Origin of the sequence: Coprococcus sp. TM115-187 (assembly GCF_027679115.1) — a bacterium.
Classification (GTDB): domain Bacteria; phylum Bacillota; class Clostridia; order Lachnospirales; family Lachnospiraceae; genus Allocoprococcus; species Allocoprococcus comes.
In genome coordinates, this window is sequence record NZ_JAQEKS010000004.1 from 43642 (window position 1) to 68993 (window position 25352).

21 protein-coding genes are annotated in these 25352 nt (G+C 44.8%); 19 read left to right on the plus strand and 2 right to left on the minus strand.

Features of this window, described 5'->3' with window-relative positions; genetic code table 11:
* Window positions 1-527: 527 nt before the first annotated feature.
* The 17 genes from PGW42_RS04300 (at window position 528) to PGW42_RS04380 (ending at window position 20692) form a co-directional block, all read left to right on the plus strand.
* Window positions 528-1739, plus strand: coding sequence for a glycosyltransferase family 4 protein (locus tag PGW42_RS04300; RefSeq protein WP_270202919.1), 1212 nt, complete (start codon window positions 528-530; stop codon window positions 1737-1739).
* A gap of 127 nt (window positions 1740-1866) precedes the next feature.
* Window positions 1867-2550, plus strand: coding sequence for a PHP domain-containing protein (locus PGW42_RS04305; protein WP_117558582.1), 684 nt, complete (start codon window positions 1867-1869; stop codon window positions 2548-2550).
* A 319-nt stretch (window positions 2551-2869) separates the two neighbouring features.
* Entirely contained in the window at window positions 2870-4036 is a 1167-nt protein-coding gene (locus PGW42_RS04310) for an FprA family A-type flavoprotein (RefSeq protein ID WP_117558583.1), read from the plus strand.
* A gap of 41 nt (window positions 4037-4077) precedes the next feature.
* The gene (locus tag PGW42_RS04315; RefSeq protein WP_330676991.1) at window positions 4078-5010 is read left to right on the plus strand and encodes a DMT family transporter; all 933 of its coding nucleotides are present in this window, start codon (window positions 4078-4080) and stop codon (window positions 5008-5010) included.
* A 1-nt stretch (window position 5011) separates the two neighbouring features.
* On the plus strand, window positions 5012-6226 hold the full coding sequence (locus PGW42_RS04320; RefSeq protein WP_270202917.1) for a nucleotidyltransferase domain-containing protein: 1215 nt from the start codon (window positions 5012-5014) through the stop codon (window positions 6224-6226).
* Between the two features lie 13 nt (window positions 6227-6239).
* Window positions 6240-6425, plus strand: a complete 186-nt coding sequence (locus PGW42_RS04325) for a DUF6472 family protein (RefSeq protein WP_117823414.1) — start codon at window positions 6240-6242, stop codon at window positions 6423-6425.
* A 23-nt stretch (window positions 6426-6448) separates the two neighbouring features.
* Window positions 6449-6715: a PqqD family protein gene (locus PGW42_RS04330; protein WP_173825340.1), complete on the plus strand. Its 267-nt coding sequence runs from the start codon at window positions 6449-6451 to the stop codon at window positions 6713-6715.
* Window positions 6709-8883 (plus strand): NAD-dependent epimerase/dehydratase family protein, encoded by a 2175-nt coding sequence (locus tag PGW42_RS04335; RefSeq protein ID WP_270202916.1) that lies wholly within the window; start codon window positions 6709-6711, stop codon window positions 8881-8883. The genes PGW42_RS04330 and PGW42_RS04335 overlap by 7 nt, the downstream gene beginning before the upstream one ends.
* Window positions 8883-9836 (plus strand): hypothetical protein, encoded by a 954-nt coding sequence (locus PGW42_RS04340; protein ID WP_117823420.1) that lies wholly within the window; start codon window positions 8883-8885, stop codon window positions 9834-9836. Before PGW42_RS04335 ends, PGW42_RS04340 begins: the two co-directional genes overlap by 1 nt.
* Before the next feature lie 17 nt (window positions 9837-9853).
* Window positions 9854-12301: an amino acid ABC transporter permease gene (locus PGW42_RS04345; RefSeq protein WP_270202915.1), complete on the plus strand. Its 2448-nt coding sequence runs from the start codon at window positions 9854-9856 to the stop codon at window positions 12299-12301.
* Window positions 12302-12303: 2 nt separating this feature from the next.
* Window positions 12304-14115 carry a DUF2194 domain-containing protein gene (locus PGW42_RS04350; RefSeq protein WP_270202914.1) on the plus strand — a complete coding sequence of 604 codons (1812 nt, stop codon included), beginning with the start codon at window positions 12304-12306 and terminating at the stop codon, window positions 14113-14115.
* Window positions 14116-14129: 14 nt separating this feature from the next.
* Window positions 14130-15611, plus strand: coding sequence for a GT4 family glycosyltransferase PelF (gene pelF, locus PGW42_RS04355; RefSeq protein WP_173825348.1), 1482 nt, complete (start codon window positions 14130-14132; stop codon window positions 15609-15611).
* 1 nt (window position 15612) lies between these two features.
* On the plus strand, window positions 15613-17109 hold the full coding sequence (gene pelG, locus PGW42_RS04360) for an exopolysaccharide Pel transporter PelG (protein WP_117823428.1): 1497 nt from the start codon (window positions 15613-15615) through the stop codon (window positions 17107-17109).
* Window positions 17087-17458 (plus strand): MetS family NSS transporter small subunit, encoded by a 372-nt coding sequence (locus PGW42_RS04365; protein WP_227120151.1) that lies wholly within the window; start codon window positions 17087-17089, stop codon window positions 17456-17458. Before pelG ends, PGW42_RS04365 begins: the two co-directional genes overlap by 23 nt.
* A 5-nt stretch (window positions 17459-17463) precedes the next feature.
* On the plus strand, window positions 17464-18684 hold the full coding sequence (locus tag PGW42_RS04370; RefSeq protein ID WP_173825352.1) for a glycosyltransferase: 1221 nt from the start codon (window positions 17464-17466) through the stop codon (window positions 18682-18684).
* A gap of 6 nt (window positions 18685-18690) precedes the next feature.
* The gene (locus tag PGW42_RS04375; protein ID WP_173825354.1) at window positions 18691-19491 is read left to right on the plus strand and encodes a glycosyltransferase family 2 protein; all 801 of its coding nucleotides are present in this window, start codon (window positions 18691-18693) and stop codon (window positions 19489-19491) included.
* Window positions 19454-20692 carry a DUF4874 domain-containing protein gene (locus PGW42_RS04380; protein WP_270202913.1) on the plus strand — a complete coding sequence of 413 codons (1239 nt, stop codon included), beginning with the start codon at window positions 19454-19456 and terminating at the stop codon, window positions 20690-20692. The genes PGW42_RS04375 and PGW42_RS04380 overlap by 38 nt, the downstream gene beginning before the upstream one ends.
* Here the strand turns inward: PGW42_RS04380 and PGW42_RS04385 are convergent.
* On the minus strand, window positions 20675-22099 hold the full coding sequence (locus PGW42_RS04385; RefSeq protein ID WP_270202912.1) for a DUF4832 domain-containing protein: 1425 nt from the start codon (window positions 22097-22099) through the stop codon (window positions 20675-20677). The two genes, PGW42_RS04380 and PGW42_RS04385, sit on opposite strands and share 18 nt — an antisense overlap.
* Window positions 22100-22205: 106 nt before the next feature.
* On the opposite strand from PGW42_RS04385, the gene PGW42_RS04390 reads away from it, so the two are divergent.
* Together PGW42_RS04390 and PGW42_RS04395 are read left to right on the plus strand one after the other, a co-directional pair.
* Window positions 22206-23753, plus strand: coding sequence for a lipopolysaccharide biosynthesis protein (locus PGW42_RS04390; RefSeq protein WP_182450907.1), 1548 nt, complete (start codon window positions 22206-22208; stop codon window positions 23751-23753).
* A complete protein-coding gene (locus PGW42_RS04395; protein WP_270202911.1) occupies window positions 23684-24805 on the plus strand; it encodes a glycosyltransferase family 2 protein in 1122 nt (373 codons plus the stop codon). Before PGW42_RS04390 ends, PGW42_RS04395 begins: the two co-directional genes overlap by 70 nt.
* A gap of 7 nt (window positions 24806-24812) precedes the next feature.
* Here the strand turns inward: PGW42_RS04395 and PGW42_RS04400 are convergent, their stop codons facing one another.
* The gene (locus PGW42_RS04400; RefSeq protein WP_270202910.1) at window positions 24813-25268 is read right to left on the minus strand and encodes a hypothetical protein; all 456 of its coding nucleotides are present in this window, start codon (window positions 25266-25268) and stop codon (window positions 24813-24815) included.
* Window positions 25269-25352: the final 84 nt, after the last annotated feature.

A 25352-nucleotide genomic window follows, 5' to 3' on the forward strand; every position in this document is an offset into this window, starting at 1 on the left:
AACCAGTTATATATAGAAGTAATAGAGGAACCTTTACCAAAAAGGTTTCTTTTTTTGCTTTTTTTATGGATTTTAAGGAAAAAGCGGAAAAAGAAAAGAAGAAGCAGTATTTAGATATCTCTGTTGAAAATATCCGGATCGAGATCGTCTCTTTTACAGATTCCAACTATATGTTAATATAATCATATGGTAACTGTTCAGAGCCAAGCAAAATTTCATAAAACAGGTGTAAAATGCTTGCATTTTTAAGACTGTTTTTGAAATTTTATTTGGCGGATACGCCACACCGACGAAATGCGTAGCATTTTGGAGGTTGGCTCTGAACAGTTACATCATATAAACATTCTCCTTTCGGAACATTTTCATCCAATGAAAGGAAGAACTTCTAAAAAAACAGGTGAAAAAGAAACTGGAGAATAATTAAAGCATGGATAAATGATAAACGGTGAGTACCGCTTTTATTGATTACATTGCGGCAATAAATACATGTAACAGGGAAATTTTAACAAAGTAAGAGGGACGAAAGAATGAAAATATTAAGTGTCACAGCCCAGAAGCCGGACAGTACCGGAAGCGGTATCTATCTGACGGAACTGGTCAGAGGATTTAAAAAAAAGGGAATCACACAGTCAGTGATCGCGGGAGTTACAAAAGCTGATCAGGTATGTCTTCCGGAGGGGGTAAGCTTTTATCCGGTATATTTTGAATCGGAGCAGTTACCGTATCCGATCACGGGAATGTCGGACGAGATGCCGTATCCGAGTACCAGGTATTCAGACCTGACAGAGGAGATGACGGAAACGTTCCGGAACGCATTTGGCGAGGTACTGAAAAAAGCAGTGGAGGAGTTGGATCCGGACGTGATCCTGTGTCACCATCTGTATCTCCTTACAGCGATTGTAAGAGAGCTGTTTCCTGATAAAAAGGTATATGGAGTATCCCATGGATCCGACCTGCGGCAGATCCGCAAGACAGAACAGAACCGGGAATACATTTTACAGAGAATTCCTGCGCTGGATGGGATTTTTGCATTGCATGAGGAGCAGAAAGAGATGATCTGCGGAATTTACGGGGAACATATCAGAGAGAAGGTACGGGTGATCGGAACCGGCTATAACAGTGATGTTTTCCGGCAGGAGATGGGGGATTCACAGGGAGAAGAAAAAGAGCTGAGACTAATCTTTGCCGGAAAGATCTCAGAGAAAAAGGGTGTGAAAAGTCTGATCCGTTCGTTGGATTATCTGAAGGATTCCGGTCTTATTATTTCTCTGGAACTGGCAGGAGGTGCCGGAGATGAGGGCGAATATCAGGAAATCCGGGAGCTTGCCGAAAAGTGTCCGTTTGCAGTTGCCTTTGCCGGGAAGATCACACAGCAGGAGTTGGCGAAGAAGATGAATCAGAGTGATGTGTTTGTACTGCCATCTTTTTATGAAGGTCTTCCGCTTGTGATCATTGAGGCTCTGGCATGTGGTACCTATGTGATCTGTACAGATCTTCCGGGGATCAGGAATTGGATCGATCAGAATCTTCCGGATAATGGTGTGGTTTTTGTAGAGCCGCCAAAAAGAGTGAATGAAGATGAACCTGTGGAAGAAGAACTTCCGGTATTTGAAAAGAAACTTGCCGGAGCCATCGAAGGGATCGCAAAATATCCTGGATCAAAGCCGGAGAAGGAGCATCTGGAGCAGATTTCGTGGGACGGACTTTGTGCGCATCTTATGCAGATATTTGAGCAATAGAGTGTTTATCGGAAAACTCTATAATTGAATTTCTGCATGTAAATTATCAATTATTTTTTTGTAAAACAACATGTTAAAATGAAGAAAAGAGAAATGAAAAGGCATTTTAACAGGAGGTTATTAACAGTTGATAATTGATATGCATATGCATGAGATGCGTTATTCGGGGGATAGCTTTTTAAGATTGGAGAACATGGTAGAGATCGCAAAGCGCAGAGGACTTGATGGAATCTGTATTACGGATCATGACAGTATGGGACTGAAGGAATTTGCGGCAGAGTATTCGGAGAAAACAGGATTTCCGATTTTTGTCGGAATTGAATTTTATTCCCTGCAGGGAGACATTGTAGCATTTGGAATTGAGGATTATCCAAAAGAGAGAATCCCGGCACAGGAGTTTGTAGATCTGGTACAGGCACAAGGCGGTATGTGTTTCAGTGCCCATCCATTCCGCAATAATAACAGGGGACTGGAAGAGAACCTGAAGATTGTAAAGGGACTTGATGGAATCGAAGTGCTGAACGGCAGCACACTTTACGAGGCAAATCGAAAGGCGGCAGAATATGCGGCTGAGCTTGGAATTGCAACAGTTGGATCAAGTGATTGTCATGTGCCGGAGAAGCTGGGACTTTATGCAACGTATTTTCCAAGAGAGATCCGTTCGGTGCAGGAACTGATCCGGAGTGTAAAACGATGCGAGACTCTTCCGGTGTATTATAAAGAGGGTGGATATTATCTCTGGGATATGAAAAATCCGATTGATGCGCCGTTTCACATTTACGAGCAGGAACAGATGGTGTGTGCCGGTTAATGTAAAAAATGAGAACAGATATGAAAAAATTAAACGCTTTTTTTATTGAAAGTGTGTTATTTCCATAGTATTATTAAGAGTGGAAATTAAGGGGGGCTGGAATGTAATATTTCCAGCTTTCTTATTTAACAGGAAATTCTGTAGGAACTTCCTGCCAAAAACATGAGTAAGTAGCCGTTTTTCAAAGAAAAATGAGCGGATTACGAATGTTTTTGAGGATTGCGAGAGTGCAAAGCACGTAGCAATTTGGTATCAAAGGGGTCAAAATACCTTTTGCCCCCAACATCTTTTCAATCACCAATTACAAGGAGGAACTAACATGAAAGACATAGTAATTTCAGATGCAGTAAAATATATCGGAGCAGATGATAAGGATCTGGATCTCTTTGAGAGCCAGTACATCGTTCCAAATGGAGTATCCTACAACTCTTATGTGATCCTGGACGAGAAGATCGCAGTTATGGATACGATTGATACGAGAAAGACAGACGAATGGAAAGAGAATCTGGAGAGGGTGCTGGATGGAAGAACACCGGATTATCTGGTTGTATCTCATCTGGAACCGGATCATGCCGGAAGCATCAAAGAATTTGCAGACAAATATCCGGAAGCCAAGATCGTGGCAAGTGCAAAAGCTATTGCAATGCTTCCACAGTTCTTTGAAATCGCAGATCTGGCAGACCGTGCAGTTGCGGTAAAAGAAGGTGAAGAACTTTCCCTTGGAAGCCATACCCTTCAGTTCTTTATGGCTCCGATGGTTCACTGGCCGGAAGTTATGGTCGAATACGAAAAGTCTGAGAAGATTCTGTTCTCAGCAGATGGATTTGGTAAATTCGGTGCGCTGGATGCAGATGAGGACTGGACTTGTGAAGCAAGAAGATACTACTTCAATATCGTAGGCAAATACGGTGCACAGGTACAGGCGCTTCTGAAAAAAGCAGCGACTCTGGACATTCAGACGATTTGCCCGCTTCATGGACCGATCCTGAAAGAAAATCTGGGATACTATATCGGAAAATACATGACATGGAGCAGCTATGAACCGGAAGATGACGGGGTACTGGTTGCTTATGCATCGATCCATGGCAATACCAAGAAGGCAGCAGAGAAGATGAAAGAGATCCTGGAAGCCAAAGGTGCAAAGAAGGTAGCGATCACTGACCTTTCCAGAGATGATATGGCAGAGGCAATCGAGGATGCATTCCGCTATGACAAGCTGGTTCTTGCAGCAGCTTCCTATGATGCAAGTGTGTTCCCGTGCATGGAGACTTTCCTGAACAAACTGACCAATAAGAACTACCAGAACCGTAAGATCGCAATTATCGAGAATGGTTCCTGGGCTCCGACAGCAGCACGTGTGATGAAAGGTTATGTAGAAAAGATGAAGAAGATCACTCTCTGCGAAAAGACGGTTACGATCAAATCTACGATGAAAGATGCAGATGTAACTGCAATGGAAGAACTTGCAGATGAACTGCTTGCGTAAGAAACGGAAAGAATGAGATGATAAAGTTAAAAGAGACTACAATGAGGAAAAACTGGGTGGTATGTCTTCTTGCAATGGTCTGCTGTGCGTTATGGGGAAGTGCTTTTCCTTGTATCAAGGTTGGCTACCGGCTGTTTCAGATCGATTCAGCCGATACCGCCACGCAGATTCTGTTTGCAGGGTGCCGCTTTACGATTGCAGGCATTATGGTTATTTTGTTTGGATCGATCCTGCAGGGACGTTTTCTGAAAGCGGGGAAGGGAGATCTTCCGAGAATCGGAAAAATCTGTCTTTTACAGACGGTGGTCCAGTATTTTTTCTTTTATGTAGGACTTGCACATACGACCGGAGTCAAAGGATCGATCGTTGAGGCATCCAATGTATTCCTTGCAATCCTTGTTTCAAGCCTGATCTTTCATCAGGAGAAATTGGATCAGAAAAAAGTGCTCGGATGTATCGTCGGATTTGCAGGGGTGGTTCTGATCAATCTGAGCGGAAGCAATGTGGATATGAGCTTTAATCTGACCGGAGATGGATTTATTTTTATCTCTGCGATCGCTTATGCATTATCTTCTGTACTGATCAAGAAGTATTCAGCCAAATCTGATCCGGTGATGTTAAGCGGATATCAGTTTACTGCAGGCGGGCTCGTGATGATCCTGATCGGATTCGTGATGGGTGGAAGAATCCATACGGCAAGTATGCCGGCAATGATTCTTCTGATCTATATGGCGCTGATTTCTGCAGTTGCATACACACTGTGGGGAATCCTGTTGAAATACAATCCGGTATCCAAGGTATCGATCTTCGGATTTACGAATCCGGTATTTGGGGTGATCCTTTCCGCAATCATTTTGCGTGAGGGAAATGTATTCGGAATGAAAGACCTGATCGCACTGGTGCTGGTTTCTATCGGAATCCTGATTGTCAACTGGGCGAAACCGGGGACAGGCAAAGAGAAAGGAACGAACTAAGATGGAACGCTCTGATCAGACATATCTTGAACTGATCCGGAATTATTGTACCCGGTCAGAAGAAAAAGTGGAGATACCGGAAGCGGAATGGGAGAAACTGCAGCACTATGCCGGGAAACATTTTACGGCGGCAGCATTTACCCCTTATCTAAAAGCAGACACACATGAAAGCAATATGGTTTTGAAAAAGCAGCTGAAAATGCTGCTTTATAATTATTATCAGATCGAGCATTTTACAAGGATGATCGTATCTTTACTGGACCGTAACGGGATTTCCTGTTATCTGCTCAAGGGGATCAGTCTGGCAGCTTATTACCCGGAGGCGGAATACCGGAAGCTTGGAGATGTGGACCTTTATATCAATGAAGAAAAGGCACTGGAGCGGGCGAAGGAAGTGCTTGTGGCAGAAGGGTTTGTGGAAGAAAAAGAGATCAGTGATCATCATCTGACTTACCATTATACTTTTGCACAGACGGGAAGGACGTATCTTCTGGAGTTGCATTATCACGTGGTGGGAATGTATCAGTATGAACCGGCAAACCAGGTGATCAATGAAGTATTTTCCAGTGGGAATCTGCGCGGGGAGTGTCAGGTGATCGAAGGGTATGAATATCAGGTCTTACCGCCTACCGAGTATGTATTTTATATGCTGCATCATATGCTGAAACACTATCTCTACAGTGGATTCGGGATCCGGCTTTTATGTGATTTTATCTGTTATGTGGAGGCACACTGTGATGAGATTGATTTTGACCGGCTTCATGTCTGGTGCAGGAAATCTCATATGATGCATTTCTATGAAACGATCATGGAATCCTGTCACAGGTATCTGGGACTTGGCTGTGAGATTGACGGCAGTATCCGGGGAGATCAGGAAGTAAGCAGAAAATTTATAGAAAAGATTCTTGTTGACAAAGATGTAGGCTCGGGGGACAGCCGGACGCTGGTTGGCAGCGGAACTTATGAGAAGGTTCATCTGGGAACCTATTTTAGGGAAGGACATCTGCAGATGAAGGTACGTTTTAAAAAGCTTGGAAGATGTCCGCTTTTGTGGCCTATTTTGTGGGTGATTACATTTGTATGTTTTGTACGCAATACGTACAAGCTGAGAAATACAACCGTGCGGGAGACTTTGCAGGCATTCCGGAAGAAGAATGATGAGCTGCAGCTGATCCCGATTTTTGAACAGGAAAAAAATAAAACGGAAAAGAATTGACAGGAGGCAGGTTATGGCAAATATGGCAAGCTGCTGTGACACCTGTACGTTTTATATTTATGACGATGAATATGAATGTTACACGTGTGACAGAGACCTGGATGAGGATGAGATGATGCGCTTTTTGACGGATCATCATTATCAGTGCCCTTACTACAGATCTGGAGATGAATACAGAGTCGTCAGAAAACAGATGTAAGTGGCAGATGAGGGAATAGAACAATGAAAAAAACGCAGAATTATGTAATGCGTCAGGTAATAGATGAATTTGTACTTGTTCCAAGAGGAGAAGCAGCGGAGCGGATAAATGGAACGATGACGCTAAGTGAGACAGCGGCATTTATTTATGAACATCTGGAGGCGGTAAAAACCTCAGAAGAGATGGCAGAGCTTTTGGGACGGGAGTATCATATCAGCAGCAAAGAGGTGCTGGAGGATGTACAGGAAGTGCTGGATTTTCTGGAAAAAAATGAGGCAATGACATGGTAATACTTTTGATCGGTGGAGAGTGCAGTCTGATGAATGCATTGATCGACAAATTACATAAAGACAAACACAGAGTGTATCTGATTACCGGCAAACGGGAAAGAACCCGTGGCTATCACAAGGTTTTTGAAAAATATAATTTTCCGTATGACTGTGACGGGATCAAGGAGATTTTTGAGAGTACAAGACCGGATGTTGTGCTTCATATGGGAGCTTATGATACCAATTATGACTGGTCACAGGCGAGGAAAGAGTCTGTCCGTTTTACTTCTGAGCTGACGAATATCCTGTCAGCATTTTGTGGAAATAAAAAGGGAAGATTTGTCTATTTATCTTCCCAGGAAGTTTTTGGGAAATCTTATCCGGAGGAAGTGAAAGAAGAAGAACTGGTATCTGCAAAAAGTTTTAAAGCAATGGCAGTCTCCCAGGGAGAGACGATCTGCAAAAGTTATGAAAATACAAGAGGAATGGAAACGGCTGTACTGCGTCTGGATCACCTGTATGGAGTACCGAAAAAGGGGAAGATGGAGGATAATCCGTGTTTTGATATGATTTTGACCGCGTTTAAGACGAAGAAAATTGCGGCGAACAGCAGAAATGAATTTTCAATGCTTTTTCAGAGTGATGCAGTTGAATTTATTGCCAGGCTGGTTACAGCAGAGCATCTCGAACACGATATTTATCATATCTCATCGGGAAACAGAATTACGCAGACAGAGCTTGCAGAGCTTGTGAAAAAGAATCTGGGTGAAGGGTGCGAGATCCACGATGACACAGTCGGGACAGGACACCGCCTGGTTTTGGATGGCAGACGTTACAAAGAAGAATTTGGGCAGACAATATTTGTCGGTTATGAGATGGGGATAAAGAAGGTCGCACAGTATATGAAGCGGCATGAGGAAACATTCTTGAAAACGGAGGAGCATAAGAATCAGGGCATCGGCACCTGGCATCTGATCAAAAGTATTATTCTGCTCCTGGTTCCTTATGTGGAAAATATGATCTGCTTTATTCCTTTTTTTATGTTGAATAACCGTGCGGTCGGAAGCCAGTATTTTGACAGGTTGGATTTCTATCTGCTCTATGTACTTTTGTTTGCAATCGTATATGGGCAGCATCAGGCGATTTTTTCTTCCCTTCTTGCAACGGCAGGCTACTGTTTCCGGCAGATGTATGACCAGAGTGGATTTGAAGTCCTTCTGAACTACAATACCTACGTCTGGATGGCACAGCTGTTCATTCTGGGAATGGTGGTCGGATATATGCGAGACCAGATCCGTTTTGTCAAGAATCAGGGTGAAGAAGAGATCGGATATCTGAGTGGTCAGTTAGATGATATGGCGGATATCAATGACAGCAATGTGCGGATGAAGCATATATTTGAGTCACAGATCGTCAATCATAAGGACAGTCTCGGAAAGATTTATGAAATCACCTCGGCTCTGGATCGGTATGGACCGGAGGAGGTACTTTTCTATGCAGCCAGGACGCTGTCGCAGCTGATGGACAGTGCGGATGTGGCGGTATATACGATTGCGGACAAGCATTATGCGCGTCTTTTCTCTTCTACATCGAAGGCAGCGGGAAAACTTGGCAATTCTGTCGAGTATAAGAATCTTACGGAAATCTATGAGGAGCTGAAGGAACACCGTGTGTATGTCAACAGGACACTGCATGAAGGGTATCCGATGATGGCAAGTGCCATTTACGAAGGAGATCAGATGCAGATCATCTTAATGATCTGGGGAATCCCGTGGGAGAGAATGAATCTTGCGGAGGTGAACCGGCTGACAGTTGTCGGTTATCTGATCCAGAACGCAGTGGTACGTGCGAACCGGTATCTGAATGCGCTGAAAGAGCAGCGTTATGTAGAAGGAACCCAGATCCTGGATACGAAGGCATTTACCCAGCTTGTCCATGCGTTTGAGGACGCCAAGCGAAATGGACTTACCGAATGTACGCTGGTGAAAATTGATTCGGATAAGAAGCTGGAGAAAAAAGGAAAAAAGATTTCTGTACTTTTACGGCAGAGTGATTATATCGGAACGATGGAAGACAGTCTGTATGTATTGCTTCCGAATACGGATCAGAAAAATGCAGTTTATGTGGTGAAGCGTATCCGTGAGATTGGATTTGACAGCCATGTTGTGACCAGGGAGGTGACGGCGTGATGACAGATAAAGAATGTTTCTTTGTGATTGTATGTTTGGTAAATGCCGCGATTTCCGTGTTATATCTAGTCTGGGGAATCTGTGTCGCTGTTCCGGAGAAAAATGCAGCGCAGGGAGAAGAAAATCCGGTGCTTCACGATAACCGGAGAGCTTATGTGATCCGGTTTATAGTCATGTTGCTCTGTCCGGTTACAGGTCCGCTGTTTTTCCTGGGCAGTCACTTGCTTTTCCTTTTATTTTTCCGAAGAGAGGTCGATCTGGAGGATGTGGTTTTCAGTAAAGAAAGGATCCGCCAGCATCTGAAAGCAGATGAAGAAAGAGAACGGGATATTGTTCCGGTGGAAGAAGCGCTTGCAGTAAGCGATCAGAAGTATCTGAGAGGACTGATGCTGAAGGTGCTGCGTGGTGATATCCAGAAATCACTGGAGGCGATCACCCTTGCACTTGACAGCGAAGATTCGGAGACTTCTCATTATGCGGCATCGGTTCTGCAAGATGAGCTGAATGAGTTCCGTACTTATGTGCAGAAGTTGTACGTTGAAATGCAGCATGAGGAAGAGGATGAGACAGACTGCGAAGAGATGCTGATCGGTTATATGGATGCTGTTCTGAAGCAGAAGGTATTTACCGGGGTGGAACAGAGCCGGTTTGTGGAAATGATGGATGAGGCAGCGCAGAAGCTTTACCGAAAGAACACTGCAAAGATGACACCGGCTTATTATGAGGCAGTCATACTGAGAAGTCTGGAGCTGAAGCTTTTTGAACAGGCGGGAGTTTGGTGCCAGCGTCTGGAAGAAGCATATCCGGATCAGCTGACGGCATATTCGTGCCGGATGAAGTTATATTATACAGAAGGAAAACGGAAACAATTCTTTGAAGTGCTTGACCAGATTAAAAAATCAGAGATTGTAATTGACAGCGAGACATTAGAATTTATAAGAATATTCAGTTAGGCAGGAGGTGATAAGTGATGTCGATGAGGGTGCTTTCCATGGCTCAGTTTGTGGAAATATTCTTTGCATACAGTGTGGTGACATTGCTTATTCCCGGTCTTTTGCTGAAAGAAAAGCTGAAAGAGCTTTCCTTTGCTGAGAGGCTTACCGGATATTTCCTTGCCGGTAATTTCTATTGTATTAATCTGGTATTTTTATTGGAGTTTCTTCATATTTCCTGTCGTGTGACGCTGATCTTCGGAACAGCCCTTCCATTTCTTATCCGGGGGTATAAAAAGTGTAGCGAAGTGTCATTTGGAAGAGAAAGATTTCAAAAATTCCTTCTGGGATTTAAAGCACTTCTTAGCGGAACCTATGGTGTAAAAACGCTGCTTGCAGATATTACAGCCTGGATATCTGATAAAATTCCAGAAGTAAAAATAAAAAAGATATGGAAACATATTCCGGAGCTGATCCTCTGGCTGGCGGTAGTTGCCGGGATTCTGTATGTCTATGGACTAAACAATTTTACGGAGTATGGGTATAAGGAATCGGATATGCCGGTGCATAATTACTGGATCAATCTGATGGATAAAAATCAGATTTTTAAAATGGGTGTATATCCGCATGGATTCCATTGTATGATCTATTATCTGCATGTAGTATTTGGAATCAAGACTTATGTTCTGCTGCGGCTGTTTTCGCTTGTACAGGTGCTATTTATCCATCTGGCGATCGTAGGATGCCTGCGGATGATCTGTAAGGCAAGATTTACACCATATATCGCCGCCGGACTTTACCTGATGGCAAACATATTTGGCAAAAATACTTACAGCAGATATGCATCTGCGCTTCCACAGGAGTACGGAATGCTCTTTATACTTCCGGTGGTATGTTTTGCTGTCCGCTTTTTGGATGAATATGCAGCGCATCTGAAAGAAACAGATGAAGAGAAAAAGCAGAAGAAAAAAAGAAGATCCAGATGGTATCTGGCAGGTCTGGCGATCAGCTTTTCTTTAAGCCTGACCACTCACTTTTACGATACGATGATAGCAGGGTATCTCTGCCTTGGAATTGCAGCGGGTTATTTTTTCCGGATTTTCAGATGGCGTTATCTGAGGCAGGTGATTCTGGCAGGATTCGTCAGTATTCTTCTGGCAGTGATCCCGATGGGGATCGGTGTTGCAATGGGAAATCCGTTGCAGGGTTCGCTTGGCTGGGGACTGAATGTCATTAAAGGAAAGAGTACGTCGGATTCATCAGCAAATGCTGAGGTGGACAAGAAAGTGGTCACGACCGAGAGTGGGAAAAAAATCACGATTGTCGGAGATGTGGACGAAGAAACAATCGAGGAGATTAAAAAGCAGGTGGAGAAGCAGGCTGATGCAGCGAGTCAGGATAGTACATCTGGGCAGGATTCATCAGATTCCGGGAAAGCGTCAGGAGTACAGCAAAAATCTAAGACATCAGAAGTAATGAAGCTGACGACCAAAGAGAAAGTGAAGGGGAAATTCCGGATCATTTTTTCTGAGATCCAGACGTATGTCACGAATGAAAATCCATTTTTCGCGTGGTGTGTACTCGGTGGAGGAGCAGTTCTTCTTGTGTTCGGATTTTTTGCATTTTTACTTCGCAGGGTGGATTATGGAGCGATGCTGCTGGCGATGGCAGTATATACATTTATTATGTGTATCATGCAGTCTGCAGGAGCACTGGGATTTCCAAAACTTATGGATGCTTCCAGAAACAGTATCTTTTTTGCATATACGATCGTGGTCATCTGGGCGTTGGCGGCAGATGCAGCTGTGTATCTGCTGTTTGGCTGGTTTAGAAGAACGTGGATGATGAATCTTTCTTCCCTTCTGATCCTTGTGGCAGCCGGATGTGGGATCGCAGAAAAGGGACTTGTGAAAGAACCGGTCTATGTCAAAGCACTTGAGACAAATAGCGCAATTACCTGTCTGACCAATATCATGAATGAGGAACAGGATTTTACATGGACGATCGTATCTGCAAATGATGAACTCAGAATGGTGGAGGAAGACGGATATCATTACGAAATCCTTGATTTCCTGAAAAATATCAAAAAGGGTGAAAAAGCGAAAACATTTACGATTTCAACGAATGCGGTCTATTTTTTCATAGAGAAGATTCCGGTGAATTATGCAAGGACCGCAGACGGGATGGAACTCGGAGGCATATCTGAGAAATATGCCCGGGAACCACTTCCGGCAGAAAATGGAATCAAAGCATATGAGGGGCGGGAACGCTGGGTTACAATGTCGCATATGTATTATTGGGGACAGAAATTTATGGAGCTGTACCCAAATGAAATGGAAGTTTATTACGAATCAGACGATTTTGTCTGTTACCGATTAAAACAGAATGGAAACAGCCTGTACAATTTTGCGATTGATTATGGATATAATAATCCGAAAGTAACAACAGATCGGAACGCAGCAAAAGAAAAACAGGAGGCGAAGTAAGCATGGTATCAAAGAGAAATTTTTTCGCAATTACGATCATTATGGCGATCACTTTCTTCCTGTTTCAGTTTGTGAATATTGCGAAAGACAGATGGAATGATTATGAGACCAACAGTTATGCGGAAGACCGGAATACACTTGCAGATAAAGATTCTGCCTATGAGGTGGAAGGAACATCGGTTGTTTATATCGGGAAAGAGCAGCAGGATCGGATTGGGAATGTTGCAGCGGACTGGGCTCATTATATGAAAAAAGGATTTGCATATTATGTGTCACTTGCGGAGTTGGAAGCGGTTTTGCCAGATGACGGGGAAGGCAAACCACAGATAGTCGTGATTGATCCGGATGCGGTGAACTGGAAAGACACCCAGGAGATCAGGCGGCTGCAGGATCTGGCAGAAGAAGGAATCAATCTGGTCTTTGGGAAACTTCCGGATGTAAAGATCCTGAAGGAGAATAAGGAATTGTGTGATCTGCTTGGTATCCGGAAAATCAAAAAAGAACGCACAACGGTGAAAGGACTTCACTTATATGAAGGATTTCTGCTCGGCGGAGAAAGGATCTACCAGGCTGAAACAAAGCAGGAGAAGAAGAACCAGGATATGGAGCTGACGTTTCCGTGGTTCCAGCTTGAAAGTGGAACGAAGGTATACATGAAAGGGATCCCGAAAGATAAGACTTTGAAAGAGGAAGCATATCCGGTGGTGATCTGGAGAAACAGTTTTGAAAAAGCATCTGTATTTGCAGTCAATGGAAATTACATGGAGGATGCGACCGGGCTTGGACTTCTCACGGGAATGTTGTGTGAGATGAGTGACTATGCCATTTATCCGGTTGTCAATGCCCAGAATTTAGTGATTGCCAATTATCCGGGATTTGCAGAGGAAAATGATGCGATTATGGAGAAAATGTACAGTCAGTCGGTAAGAGGAGTGTTTCGTGATATCATCTGGCCGTCGGTGAATGCAATCCATGAAAAAAATAATATGGGACTTTCATTTATGCTGTCTCCGCAGTTGGATTATTCGGATAAAAAGGAGCCAGTCGGAAAGGACCTGCGCTATTATCTGAAGGAGATCAATGAAGCAAGAGCAGAGGCAGGACTTTCAGCAGATATGGTATCGGATATAGATATCCGGAAAAAGCTGGCAGAGGACGAGAAGTTTGTCCGCAGTGAGATGCCAGAGTTTCAGTTTGCATCCTTCTATCAGGGAAAGTTAAGTGAGAAGGAGCTTGCAAAGGCATTGGAGCAGCCGGTGCTGCAAAATGTCTGTACAGTGATCAAAGCCCAGGATGATCAAAGCAATCTTTTGGATTATGAAAATGAAAATGTAACAGGTCAGAGAGTGGTGTCGGATGGTTTTTCGCATACCTACAGTGAAGATTTCCGGATAAAAAGTATCGAGACAGCGCTTGGGTACAGCAGCGTTCTGGCAGATATGAGCCAGATTGTCTATCCCGAAAGTGAGAAAGATGGATGGGAGAAGTTTTCCGAGAAACTGTCGGCGAACATCAGCACCTACTGGAAGGATTTTCAGGGATTTGATGGAACAACCGTTTCAGAGTGTGATAAGCGGATCCGGAATTTCCTTTCTCTTTCCTACAGGGAAGAGCGGAAGAATAATATCATTATGCTGGAAAAAGAAGGGACGGATGAGCCGGCCTGGTTCATTTTGCGGATCCATAATGAAGAGATTGAAAAAATGGGTGGCGGAAGTTACAAAAAGCTGGAAGAGGGTGTCTGGCTGATTCAGGCAGACAGCAACAACGTGATCCTGAATCTAAAGAGCTCAGAGACACAGAAGTACTACTAAGAAGAGGAGAGACTGTGAGAGTATGTATTGTTGCAGAAGGATGTTATCCTTTTGTTGTCGGAGGTGTATCCAGCTGGGTACACAGTTTGATCAATTTATTTCCAAATACGGAGTTTGTGGTCCTTGCAATCGTGGCAAATCGCTCTCTGCGTGGCAAATATGTATATGAGCTGCCAAAAAATGTGACGGAGGTTCATGAGGTCTATCTGGATGATGTGGACTGGAGTGCATCGAAAAAGCGCAGAAAGAGAATGAAAAAGGAACAGTACCAGGCACTTCGCGGACTGATCCTGAATCAGAAGATCGAGTGGAATCTTTTATTTGATATATTTCAGGAGGAAGATATTTCGCTGAATGATCTTTTGATGGGGGAGGATTTCTTAAGGGCAGTTATGGAGTGCTACCGGTTGAAATACAGTCAGGTCGTATTCTCAGATTTTCTGTGGACCATGCGGTCGATCTATCTGCCACTTTTTATTATCATGAAGGCAGATATTCCGAAAGCGGATCTGTATCACTGTGTGGCGACCGGTTATGCAGGGGTACTTGGCAGCATGGCGAAGCATCGTTATGGCAGCCGGATCCTCATTTCCGAGCATGGGATCTATACCCGCGAGAGAGAAGAGGAGCTGATCAAGGCGAAGTGGGTGCAGGGAATCTATAAGAATATCTGGATCGAGCAGTTCCGGAAGATGTCAAAGCTGGCATACACGGAGGGCAGTCTGGTCACAAGTCTTTTCGAGCATGCAAGAAAGCTGCAGATCGAACTGAACTGCCCGGAAGAAAAGACGATGGTCACACCAAATGGGATCCGGGTACAGAATCTGCAGAATCTTTCCGAAAAAACGAAGGAAGATGAAGGTTTTATCAATATCGGAGCCGTTCTTCGTGTGACGCCGATCAAGGATGTGAAGACGATGATACAGGCGTTTGGATTTGCAAAGAAGCGAGAGCCACATTTGAAACTCTGGATCATGGGACCTTGTGATGAGGACGAGCAGTATGCCGAAGAGTGCTTTGAACTGGCAGAGTCCATGCAGCTCAAGGATATCGTGTTTACCGGCAGGATCAATGTCCGGGATTACTTGGGCAGAATGGATATGACGATCCTTACGAGTATCAGTGAGGGACAGCCGCTGACAATCCTGGAGGGATTTGCGGCGCATAAGCCGGCAATCGCAACAGATGTTGGAAACTGCCGTGGACTGCTTTATGGTGAAAGTGATGACTATGGAGCAGCCGGAATTGTCACTCATATCATGAACGTGGAGGAAATCGCCCAGGCAATGGTCGATCTGGCGCAGAAAAAAGAGATGCGCCTTCAGATGGGCGAGAACGGATACCGGAGAGTGATGGCGAAATACCGGATTGAATATATGCAGGAAACTTATTGGAAAATTTACCGGGATTTTGCAAAAAGTATGAACCTGGAATGGAACGAAGAGGCGGTAACTGTTCCGGATATAGAGCAGGAACCGGCAGAAAGGGGAAGATAAGATGGCTGGAATTGGCATACGGCTGAACCGGATATTTGAAAAGAATACACTGACTACAGACTTTTTAGGGTTTGCATACAGTACGGTAGCGACGGTAGCACCGATGCTGGTCATCATCATCAACCTGACCTGCATGGGAGCCGTGCTGGGGTTTGATAAGATCGGCTACGCGCAGCGAGAACTTTTTTCCTGTACGATGCTGTACATCTTCATTTTTGCGCTTTTGACGGCAGCTCCGTTCAATGCAGTACTTTCCCGGTATATGTCCGATGTGATCTACGAAGAGCGGTATGAAGACATCCGTCCCTGCTATTATCTGGGAATGATGATCAATCTTATTTTCAGCTGTCTTCTGGGAATCCCGTTTTGTATCAGAGAACATCTTATTGGAAAAGTTTCTGTAGCCTATACCTTTGCAGGATTTTGCGGATATGTCAGTCTGGTCCTGGTGTTTTACTCCATGCTCTATCTGTCCATCTGCAAGGATTATCAGAAGATTTCCTGGTTTTATTTTCTAGGGATGGCAGAAGCCTTTGTATGTGCCGTGATCCTGCGGTATTTGCTTAAGTGGGGCGTGACACAGAGCATGCTTACCGGAATGGTGACAGGATTCTTTTTTACAGCGATTCTTGAACATGCACTTGTGAAGCGGTATTTCGTAAAAAACAGTAACCGTTACAGACCGGTACTTCAGTATTTTCGGAGGTACTGGCAGCTGGTGGTGACAAATTCCCTGTATATTCTGGGATTATACATCCATAATTTTGTGTTCTGGACAACCGATCTTCGGATGACGGTTGCAAAAAGTTTTGTATGTAATCAGTCTTATGATATGGCGAGCTGTCTTGCAATGTTTACGAATCTGTCGGCAACAGTTATTTTTATTACAAGGGTAGAAATGCATTTTCACGAAAAGTACAAACGCTATTCAGAAGCTGTGATCGGAGGTCGGGGAGCAGATATCGAAAATACAAAGCGCCGTATGTTCCGGCAGCTGGCAAGTGAACTGATGAATCTTGCCAGGATCCAGTTTATCATATCGGTTGTGATCTATCTGCTGTGTATTATATTTCTTCCGGGAATGGGAATTTCAGGAATGACGATGAAGATCTATCCTCTGCTTGCGGCCGGTTATTTTGTATTGTTCCTGATGTATGCGGCGATCATTTTTCTGTATTATTTTAATGACCTTGCAGGAGCTGTCCGGACGGCAGTGCTTTTCTGCGGGGTGACATTTGTGGGAAGTATGTTTTCCACACATCTGACAGAAATCTGGTATGGAACAGGGCTGCTGGCAGGTACATTTGCAGGCTGGTGCAGTGCATATACCAGACTTCGCTGGGTAGAAAAAAACATGGATGTGCATATTTTCTGCAAGGGTGATCTGATCCCGAGAGGTAAGGGAAGGATGCCATCCGGAAAAGTATTTGACAGAAAAAAGATGCTGGTGTGCACAACAGGAAAGGAAGGACTAGATGAATACAGCAATCATGATTAAAACGGGGCTTGTCATTACCGGAATCGTAATCATGGCACTTACATTTTTTCTGCATGCCATCCGTAAGATGACGGTCAATCTGGCAGTTGTGTGGGAATTCCTTGGGGTGGCAGCAATTCTGACCGGTGTGGTTCCGGCATTTTCTGGCTGGTGCCATTTGCTGGCGCGAGGAACGGCCATTGCGATGTTTGTAATCGGAATTCTGGTCGTGTGGGGAGGATATCAGCTTTGTATTCTGATCTCCGCATTATCTATGAAGAATCAGGAGCTTGCGATGCAGGTGTCATTGCTCAATCAGGAAAATGAAAAAATACTAAAAGAACTGGAAAAAATAACAGAAGAGAAGTAAAAAAGATGAAGAAGATACTATTTGTGATCAATACACTGGGGCGTGGAGGCGCAGAAACAGCGCTGCTCGAGCTCCTGTATACACTGGAAGGACAAGGGGAATATGAGATTTCCCTTTATGTCCTGATGGGGCAGGGGGAGCTGAGAAAGAGGCTTCCGGATCGGGTGAGACTTCTGAATTCGTCTTTTAGTGAGGACTCAGTGTTGTCCAAAAAGGGGAAACATAAAATGGTGTGGGCTGTCTGCAGGGCGTTTATAAGAAACGGACATCTGGCAGGCAAGATCAGATATGCCGAAAGAATCCTCCGGGATATGCGAAAGATAAAACAAATCCAGCCGGACAAGATCCTGTGGAGGGTTCTTTCTGATGGAAGTGAACGCTTTGATGAGACCTATGATCTGGCGGTTGCCTATCTGGAAGGTGGATCGACCTATTATGTGGCAGATCATGTAAAGGCAAAGAAAAAGGCGGCATTTGTGCATATTGATTATGAAAGCAGTGGATATACAAGGCAGATGGACAGGGAATGCTATCAGAAGATGGATCGGATCTTCACGGTGTCGGATGAGGTGAGGGAACATTTCCTGAAGATTTATCCGCAGTATGCGAAAAAGACGGAGGTATTTCACAATATCATTAATCAGGAAAGGATACGGAGATTTGCCGGAAAGGGAGAAGGGTTTCGGGATCATTATGACGGAATCAGGATCCTGACGGTGGGGAGGCTAACTTATCAGAAAGCGTTTGATATTGCGATCGAGGCAATGAAGCTGGTGAAGGATGCCGGATACCGGGCCAGATGGTATGTGCTTGGAGAAGGAAACGACAGAGAGATGCTGGAGAAGCAGAGAGAGGAGCTTGGCCTTACCGGGGATTTTTTGATGCCTGGAGCAGTCGCCAATCCGTTTCCGTATTTTGAGCAGTCAGACATCTATGTCCATGCGAGCCGGTTTGAAGGAAAAAGTATTGCAATCCAGGAAGCGCAGACTCTTGGATGTGCGATTATTGCATCTGATTGCAATGGGAACAGGGAACAGATCATAGATGGCGAAGACGGATTGCTCTGTGAGCTGACGCCTGAGAAAGTTGCAGAGGCGATCATCCGGCTGATCGGAGATAAGGAGTTAAGACACAGGCTTGGAAGCCGGTCGAAAGAGAAAAAAACAGAGTACAGGGAAGATATTCAGAAATTACTGAAAATGGTGAATGGATCAGAGGCAGGATAACAAGAGATGAAGAAAAAAGAATTGTTGGTAATTATTCCGGCATACAATGAAGAAACAAATATTGTCAGAGTACTGGATGATCTGGAGCAACCGGAGATCGCAGAGATTGCAGATGTGCTTGTGATGAATGACGCATCTTCCGATGCGACGAACTGGATCGTCAAGGCAAGAGGACACGCACTGGTCACGCATGTATTTAAACTGGGCTACGGAAGTGCTCTGCAGCTCGGATATAAATATGCGATCAGGAGAGGATATCGATATGCGATCCAGATGGATGCAGACGGTCAACATGATGCGTGCAATATCCCGGTTATCTATAAGAGACTGCGGGAAAAGGATGCAGACGGGAACTATCCGGATATCGTTCTCGGTTCGAGATTCATGGAGGGAAGTGCTGAATTTCCGGTATCATCGGCGAAGAAGCTTGCATTTAAGCTGTTCCGTGTTATGATCCGGCTTGTGACAGGAAGGAAGATCGCAGATCCGACAACAGGACTGCAGGGGCTGAGCTGGAAAGCCGTGCTGTATTATTCAAAATACAATCATTTTGATGATAAATATCCGGACACGAACATGATCATGCAGATGATCCTTTTAAAATTTAATGTGGTGGAAATACCGGCAGTGATGCATGCACGGGAATCCGGAGAAAGTATGCATTCAGGATTGAAGCCAGTCTGGTATATGTTCCGTATGTTTTTCAGTGTACTTGCTGTGGTGTTCCGTTGCAAAATATTGAAAATCGATGAAGGAGCTGGACAAAAAGGTGATAACAAATCTGAATATCGTAAAAAAATTTCATAAAGCACCTCTTGTGGAGGCACTCAAAAAGGTGGAAAATCCGGGAACCGGATGGTATCATCTGTACACGTTTGATGCCACATGCGCAGATCCGGTGCTTTATGTTGCCTGCGAGGAAGAGGAAATAGTTCTTCTGCTGATTGATATCGGTGGTTTCCGCGGAAAAGAACTTTCCACAGAAGCCCTATTGTCCATCAGGCAGATTTTTTATTTTTTTAAAGAAAAGAAAAAGGATATGATCGTCCGGTTTGCCTATGATACCGAAGGAAAAGGGATGGAAAAGGAACCGGAAAGCGGCAGAATCGTACTGGAGCATATCCGGCAGCTTGGCACAGTCATCAGGGAGTATCAGAGCTGGATTCTGGTCGTGCAGGGACTCCTGGTCGGCAGTTGGGGAGAAATGCATGATTCGAAGTATTTGACAAAGAAGTGGCTGATAAGGCTTGCAGAAGAGATGCTGAAAGCAACGGATAGCCAGTGCCATCTGGCGGTCCGAAAACCTGCGCAGCTGCGGTGCATAGAAGAAGCGTTGGGAGAAAAAGCAAAGAGGAATTTGACGCTTTTTGATGATGGAATCTTTGGCTCTGAGACTGATCTGGGAACTTATGAGAGCAGTCCGGAAGCCCGGATGCGGGAACTTTCCTGGATGGAAGAAAATCTGTGGAATGGTTATATTGGCGGAGAAGTTCTGGCTGTGCAGGGGATGGACGAACCAGTATGGATAGATGGAAAAAGGGCGGAGGCAGATTTTCGGAAAATGCATATCAGTTATCTGAACAGTGTCCATCAAAAAAAGATTCTGGACGGTTGGAAAAAAGAAACGATGATGTGGCAGGAAAAACAGGTTTCTGCGTATGAATATCTGGGGGCACATCTGGGATACCGGTTTGTGGTCCGCGATGTGCGTTTTTGCAGAGGTGTCCTGAAGATCCGGATTGAAAATACAGGTTTTGCCAATTTGTGTGAGGATGCAATATGCAGACTGCAGATCTATGCAGAGCATGGAAAGACTGAACGAATGATCGAGACAGACCCGAAAAAATGGGAATGCCGTAAGGAAAACACTCTGGAGATCCGGCTCGCAAAAGAGGAGCAGAGAAAAGGAACCCGTTATCTTCTGCAGCTTTTCCGCAAAAAGGATGGAAGAAGCATCCGGTTTGCCAATCAAGGTGCAGAAGACGGGGTTTTACTTGGTAATTTTTGATAAGAGTGTGTCTATGGTCAAAGTTCCGATCTGATAGCCGGTGGTATTATGTGGAAGATCGGATGCAAGCAGGATCTCCCGGTTCGTGGATGGATCAGTCAGCTTCAGTGTAAGAGTATAACTGGAAGGCTCAAGATGCAGGTCTGCAAGTGAGGCTTTCAGGGTAACGCTTTTGCCGGAAATCCAGGTACGGGTATCGGTATCGATTGGAATCGTGTATTGCCAGGTCCCATCTGCAGAGGTTACGGTAAGTGAGACCAAAAGCGGTCGGTAGCAGCTGGAAAAGCCCTTATTTTCAACGGTTATAGATACTTGTCCAGGTGAAAAAGCGGACGCCGTAAGGACATAACGATAACCCAGATGGCAGCTGATATAGTCGTAGCCGATCATACCATGATAGAGCAAATCGGAACCGGAGTACAGGGATGTTTTCCATTTTTTATTGATTACGTCCGGATCATAATCCTTGTTGAGATAAGATACATGCATGGTCTGAAGTGTCTGGATTGCCGCATCCAGATCATTACAGCTGTTTGGCGTGATTACTTCCCCGCCATTTGGGACATACTGGCACAGCTTGTCCTGGAAGGTCAGCTCATCCGCGCGCGGCCAGGCTTTGGAATAATCTGAGGTATCTGATGCAGAATCCCCATAGGTACCGGTGTCGGTCGGAGAGCCAAGCATTCCGTCATTGTAAAGCCCAAGGCGTGAAGCGAGAGATCCGCTGTAGGCATCTGATTCAGGAAGAGGAGAAGCGGTTTTTAAAATTGTGCGAAGCTGCGCCGGGGTACGGACTGACAAAAAGATGGATGGATCCGTAAGAGAGGCAAGCTTTTCAGTCAGGGCGGTCAGGTCATTACCGGAGAGATAATCTGAGTGGTTCATCTCACCCCAGTTGCCGACAAAAATTCCCTGGAGTAGGTAAATGGAGTTGGCATACCGGTTGATAACCGGGGCAAGCTGCTCCATATGTCGCTCAATCTGGCTGCGCAGGGCAGGCTCTGTCTGGAGATTGTTGCCATCCCAGTCGTAGACAAAGCGGAGGATCAACTGTTTTTGAGTATCTGACCAGCTGGAAAACAGCTGATCCAGCCGGGAAAGACCGTCTTCGGAGATGTCACAGTCCGCATAATTGCCGAGATTGATCTCCAACAGGACAAGCTCGGTTGGAGAATCTGTTCCCAGATAGGATGTGGGGACAGAAAGGGGGTCTGAATCAGAAAGCGTATAACCGATCAGAGAGTACCAGCCCATATAAGGATTGGAGAGAATGGTGGTGGTCTCTAATAGAGGTGAGGGTGTGTACACAGACACTTTTTTTAAATGTGCGGCAGACAGACCTGTGCAAATCACGAGAACCAGGATTATGGGAACGCCGGCTTTTATAAATTTATGTTTTATTCGCATAGAACAATATCACTCCTGTGAAAAAGATAAATTTATCATAGCATTTTAGAAGGAGAAATGCTATGATAACGTGGAAATCGTAACAGAATGAAAGGACAGTAGAAGGGTGAAGGAAAAAACAAGAACAGAATATTCCGTTATGAATACGAGTGTTGCATTTGTGGCGCAGATTGTCGCAATTCTGATGGGATTCTTTACAAGAGTTGTCTTTACCAGAACCCTTAGTGAGGGCTATGTGGGAATCAACGGACTTTTTACAGATATTCTGAACATTTTATCCCTGTCAGAACTTGGTGTTGGGACTGCGATCACTTTTGCCCTGTATGAACCGATCGCCAGAAAGGACGTGAAAAAGCAGCAGATTCTGATGCGGATGTTCCGCAGTTGTTACCGTATGACAGCCGTGTTTGTACTTGCCGCAGGACTGCTTCTGCTTCCGTTTCTGGATATTCTTATGAAAGACAGACCGGATGTGGATCATCTGCTTCTGATCTATCTCTTATACCTTTTCAATTCGGTGATCTCTTATCTGTTGATCTATAAAAAAGCACTGGTGGCGGCACATCAGATGAATTATCTGACGGTGCTTTACCATAATGGTTTTTTGGTGCTTCAGGATGTCTGCCAGATTCTTGTACTTTTGCTGACCGGGAATTTCATTCTGTTTTTAATAGTTTCTATTTTGTGTACCTTTGCGGGTAATGTTTGCATGTCACATAAGGCAGATGCACTTTTCCCGTATCTGAAGGAACCGTGTGCCGGACAGCTTTCGGCGTATGAGAAAGACCAGATCGGAAAAAATGTCAGAGCGATGATGATGCATAAGCTTGGGGGTGTGGTGGTAAATAATACAGACAATCTTCTGATTTCCAGCTTTGTCGGAGTCGTCAGTGCAGGAATTTATTCGAACTATTTTCTGATCATCGGCTCGGTAAGACAGGTGCTGGATCAGGTATTTCAGGGCGTTGCGGCGAGTGTCGGGAATCTGGGTGCGATGGAGTCAAAGGAGAAAGTGCAGAAGATATTTGAACTGCTCTTTTTTATTGGACAGTGGGTGTACGGACTTGCTGCAATCTGTCTGTTTGAACTTTTGAATCCGTTTGTGGAACTGGCATTTGGGAAGAAATATTTATTTACGAGAGAAATTGTATGGATCCTGTGTGTGAATTTTTTCATTAACGGAACGAGAAAAGCAGTGATCATCTTCAAGGAATCGATGGGTGCATTCTGGTATGACAGGTATAAGGCGGTTGCAGAAGCACTGCTGAATCTGGGAATTTCCATCCTGTTAGTCTTGAAATGCGGAGTTTTTGGAGTGTTTGCAGGAACCTTTTGCAGTACAGTAATGACTTCGGTCTGGGTAGAGCCATATATTCTGTTCAGGTACCGGTTTGAAAAGGCGCCTGCCCGGTTTTATCTGCGTTATGCGAGGAATCTGCTGGTGATGGCAGGGGTATGGTTTGTTACCGATTGGTGTTGTCAGATGTTTTTAGATGGGCCATTGAAGAGTTTTCTTGTGCGTCTGGGAATCTGTGTGGTGGTACCGGACCTGCTTTTGTGGCTGGTATACAGAAGAACCGAAGAGTGGCAGAAGGTAGTGGAATTGATGAAAAGGATTGTCGGAAAGCTATGGTTGACAGAAAAGAGAAATTAGTTTCGGTGATCGTGCCGGTGCATAATGCAGAAAAATATCTTGAAGAGGCGGTGGAAAGTGTCCGGAAACAGACATACACAGACTGGGAACTGATCCTTGTGGAAAATGGTTCGGCAGACCAGAGCCTTGAACTGTGTCTTGTATATGAAAAGAGAGATCCACGGATTCGGACAATCTGCGAATCAGTCAGAGGAATTGCAGCTGCCCGGAACTGTGGGATGCAGGAAGCCAGAGGAACGAGACTGATGTTTCTGGATTCGGATGATTATCTTGCAGATCCGAAGACGATAGAAAGGCTTGTCTGTGCGATGGACAAGGAAGATGCGGATATCGTAGTCTGTAATTATGCAAGGCTATGGGGTGGAAAGATTCTTCCGGCGATGGACTGCAGGATCTTACAGGAATGGAAGCCTGGAAGTGCAGAATTCCGGTTTCAGGGATTCTTTTCAGCCGGAATGCTTTCCTATGTCTGGGGAAAATTATATCGCAGAGAATTTCTGGAACAGCACGAACTCCGGTTCCGGGACTATGTATATGCAGAAGATAAGATGTTCAGTATGCAGTGCTATGTGAGAGAGCCGGTCTATGCATTTGTCAGAGAAACGGGCTATATTTACCGTAAAAATGAAGCATCGGTTTCTTATCGCTACCGGGAGGATTTCAGGAAATGCTGGCCGCAGATTGCGCATGATCTGGAAGCTTTTCTGGAAAAGCAGCGGAGAACGGAATATGAAGATCTGGTGCGATATACAATTTTCTTTGCCGCATTTTTTGATGCAAAAATGGAGTACATCCGGCAAGGAAGATCTTTAAAGGCAGTCTGGAAAATATTGAAAATGTATGGAGAAGATCCTCTTGCCAGAAGAAGTTTTCGGATATTTGCATATGGGAAAGGTCTGGAAAGACCAAAGGCAAAATTGTGGAATATGATGATAAGAGGATTTGCGACAGCCATGCATCTGCATCTGTATCTGCCGCTTGCAGTCGGAATCATGCTTCTGGTCGACTGCCGGATCGATGAGAGACTGTCGGATACCGGAATGAGAGAATAGACGGCAGCTAAGTGTGCAATCTGCGCAGCAGAGCACAGAATCTGTGAAAAAACGGACGGACCGGGCAGAGAAAAAGCCAGATGGAAGTCAGGAAGCGGTACAGTGGATTCTGGACAGAAAACTGTCGCCCGTTCCGGATAACTTCGGTAAGCCTGCCGCGGAACTGATCCGGGCGAAGGGGTCCCTCAATTTCTGATTGATTGTCACCGACCAGATAAAAGCCTTCTTTTGTTATACGGCAGATCCGGTGAAGGACAAGGATTCCCCGGTCACGGCGGTAGAGTGCCACATCATTCCGGTGTAGTTTGTCCGGGGTGACAGGTTCAATGACCGCTTCATCACGCCCCGGAATAAAAAGAGGATACATACTGTACCCCTGTGGTTTGATACGGATTGGATGTCCGGTGGCAAGAAGCTGTTCGATATCGTATTTGTATTGACTGGTATCTGCTGTATGATTCATAGAGTGTTTCTGTCCTTTCTGATCGTTCTGTAGACCAGTATAACATCTGGAATCCAGAAAAACCAGATAAGGGTTCAGGTTTAT